The organism is Collinsella sp. LCP21S3_A9 (genome assembly GCF_052118785.1).
GTDB lineage: Bacteria > Actinomycetota > Coriobacteriia > Coriobacteriales > Coriobacteriaceae > Collinsella.
Map to the genome: position 1 here is coordinate 125780 of NZ_JBQKGN010000006.1, position 6625 is coordinate 132404.

The following is a 6625-nucleotide window of genomic DNA, read 5'->3' on the forward strand; positions in this document are numbered from 1 at the left end:
AGAACGGAAGGAAAAGACGGGATCTATGAAAGGCATTATCCTCGCCGGCGGGTCCGGCACGCGCCTGTACCCGCTCACGCTCGTGACCTCCAAGCAGCTGCTGCCGGTCTACGACAAGCCCATGATCTACTACCCGCTGTCCACCCTCATGCTGGCGGGCATCCGGGACATCCTGGTCATCTCCACGCCGACTGACCTCCCCAACTTCGAGCGCCTGCTCGGGGACGGCTCGCGCTACGGCGTGAACCTCTCCTACGCCGAGCAGCCGAGCCCCGACGGCCTGGCGCAGGCCTTCACGATCGGCGAGGACTTCATCGCCGGCGAGCCGTGCGCGCTCGTGCTCGGCGACAACATCTTCTACGGCAACGGCCTTTCGCGCCACCTGACGCGCGCCGTCCAGAACGCCGAGTCGGGCCGGGCCACGGTCTTCGGCTACCACGTGGACGACCCCGAGCGCTTCGGCGTCGTGGAGTTCGACGGCGAGGGGAGGGCCGTCTCCATCGAGGAGAAGCCCGAGAGCCCCAAGAGCTCCTACGCCGTCACCGGCCTGTACTTCTACCCGGGCGACGTCGCCGCCAAGGCCCACAAGGTTCAGCCCTCCGCCCGCGGGGAGCTGGAGATCACCACGCTCAACCAGATGTACCTGGAGGAGGGGACGCTGTCCGTCGTGACCCTCGGCCGAGGCTACGCGTGGCTGGACACCGGCACCATGGAGAGCCTGCACGAGGCCGCGGAGTTCGTCCGCGCCGTCGAGCACTCCCAGGACCTTCCCGTGTCCGTGCCCGAGGAGATTGCCTGGGAGAACGGCTGGATCACGACCGAGGGGCTCAAGGAGGCCGCCGAGGCCTACGGCAAGTCGGTCTACGGGCAGCACCTGAAGAAGGTCGCCGCCGGCGAGATCGTCAACAGCCCGCGCGAGTACTAATAGATTCAATGGGAGATAGAAACATGTCTGAAGAGCTCTTCGAGCCCAGGAACATCATCGTCACGGGCGGCTGCGGCTTCATCGGCAGCAACTTCGTGCACTACGTCGTGGACAACCACCCCGGGGTGCACGTCACCGTCCTGGACAAGCTGACCTACGCCGGCAACCCCGAGAACATCGCGGGGCTGCCCTCCGACCGCGTGGAGCTCGTCGTGGGCGACATCTGCGACGCCGCGCTTCTCGATAGGATCGTCCCCGGCCACGACGCCATCGTGCACTACGCCGCCGAGAGCCACAACGACAACTCCATCGCCGACCCGGAGCCCTTCCTGCGCACCAACGTCGAGGGCACCTTCCGCCTGCTGGAGGCCGTCCGCAAATACGGCGTCCGCTACCACCACGTCTCCACCGACGAGGTCTACGGCGACCTGGCGCTCGACGACCCGGCCAGGTTCACCGAGGAGACGCCGTATAAGCCGAGTTCTCCGTACTCGAGCACCAAGGCGTCCTCCGACATGCTCGTGCGCGCCTGGACCCGCACCTACGGCCTGCGCACGACCATCTCCAACTGCTCCAACAACTACGGTCCCTACCAGCACGTGGAGAAGTTCATCCCCAGGCAGATCACGAACATCGTCGACGGCGTTCGCCCCAAGCTCTACGGCCGCGGCGAGAACGTCCGCGACTGGATCCACACCGAGGACCACTCCTCGGCCGTCTGGGACATCCTGACCAAGGGCCGCATGGGGGAGACCTACCTCATCGGCGCCGACGGGGAGAAGAACAACATCACGGTCCTGCGCATGATCCTCGAGGCGATGGGCCGCGACCCCGAGGACTTCGACTGGGTCGCCGACCGCCCCGGCCACGACCGCCGCTACGCCATCGACTCCACCAAGCTGCAGCGCGAACTTGGCTGGAGGCCTGCGCACACCGACTTCGCCGAGGGCCTGAAGCAGACGATCGACTGGTACGTCGCCAACGAGGCCTGGTGGCGACCGGCCAAGGAGGCCACCGAGGCCCGCTACCGCGCCCAGGGGCAGTAGGAGGGGGAGTTACATGGCAGACATCGCATTCGAGAAGGACCTGAAGGTCACCGAGACCGGCATCGGGGGCCTGAAGGTCGTCGACCTCGCCGTCCACGGCGACTCGCGCGGCTGGTTCAAGGAGAACTGGCAGCGCGCCAAGATGTGCGCCCTGGGCATCCCCGACCTCAGGGTCGTCCAGAACAACATCTCCTACAACGACAGCCGCGGCGTCACCCGCGGCATCCACGCCGAGCCCTGGGACAAGTTCATCTCCGTCGCCCACGGCAGCGTGTTCGGCGCCTGGGTGGACCTGCGCGAGGGCAGCGAGACCTTCGGCAAGGTGTTCACGACCGTTCTGGATCCCAGCAAGGCCATCTACGTCCCGCGCGGCGTTGGCAACTCCTTCCAGGCCCTGGAGGACGGTACCGCCTACACCTACCTGGTGGACGCCCACTGGTCCCTCGAGCTGAAGAAGACCTACACGTTCGTGAACCTCGCCGACCCCGAGCTTGCCATTCAGTGGCCGATCCCGCTCTCGGAGGCCACCGTATCCGAGGCCGACCTCAACCACCCGTACCTTAAGGACGTCGTCCCCATGGCGCCCAGGCGCACCCTCGTCACCGGCTGCGACGGCCAGCTGGGCCGTGCGGTCCGCAGACTCGCCGAGGAGCGCGGCGTCGCCAGGGACTTCGACTTCTGCGACATCGACACCTTCGATATGTCCGACCCGGACGCCTACGCGCAGTACGACTGGTCGCTCTACGGCACCGTGATCAACTGCGGCGCCTACACCGCCGTGGACAGGGCCGAGACCCCCGAGGGCCGCGCGACCGCCTGGAAGGCCAACGCGACCGGGCCGGCGCTGCTCGCCCGCACCTGCGCCGGGCACGGCATCACCCTCGTCCACGTGTCCAGCGACTACGTCTTCGACGGCACCGAGGAGGTGCATACCGAGGAGGAGCCCCTCAGCCCGCTGTCCGTCTACGGCCAGACCAAGGCCGCCGGCGACATCGCCGTGGCCGGGTGCCCGCGCCACTACATCATGCGCTCCAGCTGGGTCATCGGCGAGGGTCACAACTTCGTGAAGACGATGAAGGGACTCTCCGACCGCGTCGCAGACCCGGACGACAGCCTTGCGCAGGTCACGGTCGTGGACGACCAGCTGGGACGCCTGACCTTCACGCGTGACATGGCGGCTGCGATCTTCCACGTGCTGGGGACGCACGCCCCCTACGGCACCTACGACTGCACCGGCTCCGGCGCCGTCAAGTCCTGGGCCGACATCGCCCGCGCCGTCTTCGAGGCCGCCAACGGCAACGGCGACAGGGTCGTGCCGGTCAGCACCGCCGACTACTACGCCGGCGCCGCCGGCCCCGTCGCCCCGCGCCCGGTCCACTCCGCGCTCGACCTGTCCAGGCTCGAGTCGGTCGGGTTCCACATGCCCGACTGGGAGGAAGAGCTGGGGGAATATTTGACTAGCTGAGGCACAAGCGATTCCGACCCTTCGACCGCATCTGGTTGTCGTACGTAGTTCGCTCAATTTTATTCATCTGTTATGCTGAATAAAATTGAGCGGCTTGTATTTCTTCGAGTTTAATAATTGAAAGGAATAATGAGCTTATATGCCTGCAACTAAAGTTACCTTTGTTCTCCCTGATATAGCTAGGACTGCTACTGGGGGAGCCAAGATGGTTTTCATTTATTCGAATTATCTTGCTTCTAAGGGCTTTGACGTCACGATTTGCTTCGATTGTCAATGCATGCTTCGTCAATTTCCTATACCCAGCTTTGTCCGTAGGATGGCATCACGTATGCTCGTTTGCCACAGACCAACTTGGTTTGATTTGAATCCAAAAGTTAAAAAGAAATGTATATTCAAGATTGATGATTCTACAATGCCTGAATCTGATCATGTTGTAGCGACATGGGTGGGATCGGCTCGGCCTGTTGCCTCACTTTCTTCCGCTAAGGGAAAGAAGCATTATTTTATTCAAGACTACGAAATATGGGATACTCCTGCGTCGGTCGTTGAAGATACATACAGGCTCGGAATGTCAAACATTGTGGTTAGCGACTGGCTGTTTAATATTGTTACGCATGCAAGCGGAATAGAACCTCGTAAAGTGAAAAACCCTATTGATGATAATATCTTTTATGCGGAAGCTTGTACAAGATATGAGCACGAAGTTGCTCTTCTTTACCACCCTGGTAGTCATAAGGGCTTCGCCGATGCTCTTGACGCGCTTATTTATGCTCACGAGCTTGTACCCGATTTAGTGGTCAATGTTTTCGGGGGGCCAAAAAGACCCGGGTGCCTTCCGGATTGGTGCCATTACACCCGCAATGCCAGCCAGGAACAACTTCGAAACATTTATTCGAGGAGCTCTATCTTTCTTTGTGCGACGGTTAACGAAGGCTTTGCTCTGACGTGTCCGGAGGCAATGTTTTGTGGGTGCGCGCTTGTATCGACCGACTTCCAGGGGGTTCACGAGTACGCTGATCCAACTTGTTCATTACTTTCTCCGGTTCATGACTCCGTCGCTCTTGGTATGAATTTAGTAAAGTTGCTGCTTGATCCAAAGGAGGCTCGCCGACTTGCTTCACTTGGTTCTGATTATGCAAAAAGGGAGTGCTCAATGAAGCGCGCACTCGAGGCTATTAATAGAGAGTTTGAAGTTGGCTGATGACCTGAACAAACTAATGTCGCACAGCAGCTTAAGAAAGGTAATTGTTTAGGAAATGAAAATCAAGGAAATGGCGAGCAACGCAGTAGCGGCATTTGTTTCGCAAGGGTTTAGTTTTTTGCTCAGCGTTCTAACTTCTCTTTTGGTTCCAAAAGTCCTAGGTGTAGAAGAGTTCGGCTATTGGCAATTGTTTCTATTTTATTCGAGCTATACCGGTTTCTTTTCGCTTGGAATATCAGATGGAATGTATTTGATAGAAGGTGGGAAAACTCGCGATTGCATTGATAAACGAAAAGTGAACTCCGCATTTTGGTTTGGAATTGCCTATGAGATTCCGTTGGCGGTTGCGATTGTTCTCGGGTGTTCGCTTGCGGGATTTGAAGAACAACGCCAGTTTGTTATAGTTGCTGCGGCTATTTTTGAGATAGTCTCGTTTGCTTGGAGCACACTTGGCTATGTATTCCAAGCAATGAACGAGACTAAGCTGTATTCCTTCGCCGTAGTGGTCAATAAACTTGCGTTTTTGGTTCCTCTCGCCGCTCTCCTTTTATTGCGTTGCGGTGATTTTCAGCCCTTTGTCGTTTTCTACATTCTTTCAAATTGTTGCTCGCTTGCGTATTGTGTTTGGAAGGGCCGCGATATTCTTTCAGCAGGTCTTTGGTCTCCTAGCGAAGCAGTTCGCACGGGTCTTGGTTATATACGTGTTGGAGTTAAACTCATGCTCGCGAATGTCGCTAGCATGTTGATTCTTGGGTTTGCACGTTTTCTAATTGATGCCGAATGGGGCATTGAGACCTTTGGCGAATTGTCTTTCTCACTTTCGTTGGTGAATTTCTTTCTTGCGTTTGTTTCTCAGGCAAGCATGGTGCTGTTTCCAGCTTTACGACAGAGCTCTGAAGTTGAAAGGCTTAAAGTCTATTCACTCATGAGGGAATCATTAACAATTCTGCTTCCTGCGGTATATCTCCTATGCTTCCCAATGATCTCGCTCATCGGGCTCTGGCTACCTCAATACAAAGAAAGCCTTCACTATTTTGTGTACCTCCTTCCACTTTGCGTCTTTGAGGGAAAGATGGACCTTTTGGGTACTACATTCTTTAAAGTGCTGCGCGAAGAATCAACTCTACTCAAAGTGAATATTATTACGGCTCTTTTGAGTCTCATTGGCTCTGTCGTCGGAGTTTATTTTATTCAAAGCGTAGACTTCGTCATTTGCTCGGTGGTGATTTCTCTCGGTTTTAGAAGCCTTGTCTCTGAAGCCATTGTCTCGCGAAAACTCAGCGATCAGAGGTCCTTTCTTTTTATTGGTGAAATTGTAGTTAGCGTTTGCTTTGTTCTGACGGGTTCATTCCTGCCTGCGGTTCCTGCAACTATTTGTTATGCAACTGTCTATGCTCTATACCTTTTACTATTTAAAGAGCCGACTCACAATGCAATTATCTCGATAAGGAAAATCGGTAAAGGCTTGCGCTAAATTGAATTCAGCGGACGCCTACACTATATGCGGTTAGCCGCGGTCGATCTCCTAGGCCAGGCGGTAGGGGCCGTCGTCCACCGATCGCGGGATCGCCGGGCCGGCGAGCGGCCACTTCTGCGCGGCCGCCCCGTTGGGCTCGTAGAGCCACACCCGGTTGCCCTCGGACGCGTCGGCGCCGCAGACGTCGAGCGCCAGCCCGGAGGCGGACGCGACCGTGTAGCCCGCCCCGCTGGCCGAGACGCGCCACAGCTGCGAGGCGGAGCCGTCCGCCTCGGCCAGCACCGCCGACCTCCCGGACTCGGTCAGCAGCATGCCGCCCGAGGAGATCCTGTACAGGCCGGTGGCGCCGTCGCGCTCGAACGTCAGCGCGCCCGCGCCCGACGACAGCGAGCAGCCCGAGTGTTTAGGGCAATCTGATTGTTGCTAGTGCGGCACCCATTCTTTTCATCTACGGAAACGAAAAATTTCAGAAAAGGCAAAGGCATGCCGACCAGCTAGGCCTACCGTTGCA

General features: G+C 57.9%; 6 protein-coding genes. 5 read left to right on the forward strand and 1 reads right to left on the reverse strand.

Features of this window, described 5'->3' with window-relative positions:
- Positions 1 to 25: 25 nt before the first annotated feature.
- The 5 genes from rfbA (at position 26) to ACTQ05_RS04135 (ending at position 6111) form a co-directional block, all read left to right on the forward strand.
- Positions 26 to 925 carry a glucose-1-phosphate thymidylyltransferase RfbA gene (gene rfbA, locus ACTQ05_RS04115; RefSeq protein ID WP_441538058.1) on the forward strand — a complete coding sequence of 300 codons (900 nt, stop codon included), beginning with the start codon at positions 26 to 28 and terminating at the stop codon, positions 923 to 925.
- 23 nt (positions 926 to 948) lie between these two features.
- Positions 949 to 1971, forward strand: a complete 1023-nt coding sequence (gene rfbB, locus ACTQ05_RS04120) for a dTDP-glucose 4,6-dehydratase (protein WP_441538060.1) — start codon at positions 949 to 951, stop codon at positions 1969 to 1971.
- Positions 1972 to 1984: 13 nt separating this feature from the next.
- Positions 1985 to 3436 carry a sugar nucleotide-binding protein gene (locus tag ACTQ05_RS04125; RefSeq protein WP_441538062.1) on the forward strand — a complete coding sequence of 484 codons (1452 nt, stop codon included), beginning with the start codon at positions 1985 to 1987 and terminating at the stop codon, positions 3434 to 3436.
- 139 nt (positions 3437 to 3575) lie between these two features.
- Positions 3576 to 4637 (forward strand): glycosyltransferase family 4 protein, encoded by a 1062-nt coding sequence (locus tag ACTQ05_RS04130; protein WP_441538063.1) that lies wholly within the window; start codon positions 3576 to 3578, stop codon positions 4635 to 4637.
- Positions 4638 to 4692: 55 nt separating this feature from the next.
- Positions 4693 to 6111 carry a lipopolysaccharide biosynthesis protein gene (locus ACTQ05_RS04135; RefSeq protein WP_441538065.1) on the forward strand — a complete coding sequence of 473 codons (1419 nt, stop codon included), beginning with the start codon at positions 4693 to 4695 and terminating at the stop codon, positions 6109 to 6111.
- A 51-nt stretch (positions 6112 to 6162) separates the two neighbouring features.
- Here the strand turns inward: ACTQ05_RS04135 and ACTQ05_RS04140 are convergent, their stop codons facing one another.
- Complete coding sequence (locus ACTQ05_RS04140) at positions 6163 to 6426, reverse strand: RICIN domain-containing protein (RefSeq protein ID WP_441538066.1); 264 nt, start codon at positions 6424 to 6426, stop codon at positions 6163 to 6165.
- Positions 6427 to 6625 lie beyond the last annotated feature (199 nt).

What these genes read in the sequence shown, in the direction of transcription:
- rfbA (WP_441538058.1), top strand. Translation starts at nt 26, where the DNA reads ATGAAAGGCATTATCCTCGCCGGCGGGTCCGGCACGCGCCTGTACCCG.
- rfbB (WP_441538060.1), top strand. Translation starts at nt 949, where the DNA reads ATGTCTGAAGAGCTCTTCGAGCCCAGGAACATCATCGTCACGGGCGGC.
- ACTQ05_RS04125 (WP_441538062.1), top strand. Translation starts at nt 1,985, where the DNA reads ATGGCAGACATCGCATTCGAGAAGGACCTGAAGGTCACCGAGACCGGC.
- ACTQ05_RS04130 (WP_441538063.1), top strand. Translation starts at nt 3,576, where the DNA reads ATGCCTGCAACTAAAGTTACCTTTGTTCTCCCTGATATAGCTAGGACT.
- ACTQ05_RS04135 (WP_441538065.1), top strand. Translation starts at nt 4,693, where the DNA reads ATGAAAATCAAGGAAATGGCGAGCAACGCAGTAGCGGCATTTGTTTCG.
- ACTQ05_RS04140 (WP_441538066.1), bottom strand. Translation starts at nt 6,426, where the DNA reads ATGCTGCTGACCGAGTCCGGGAGGTCGGCGGTGCTGGCCGAGGCGGAC.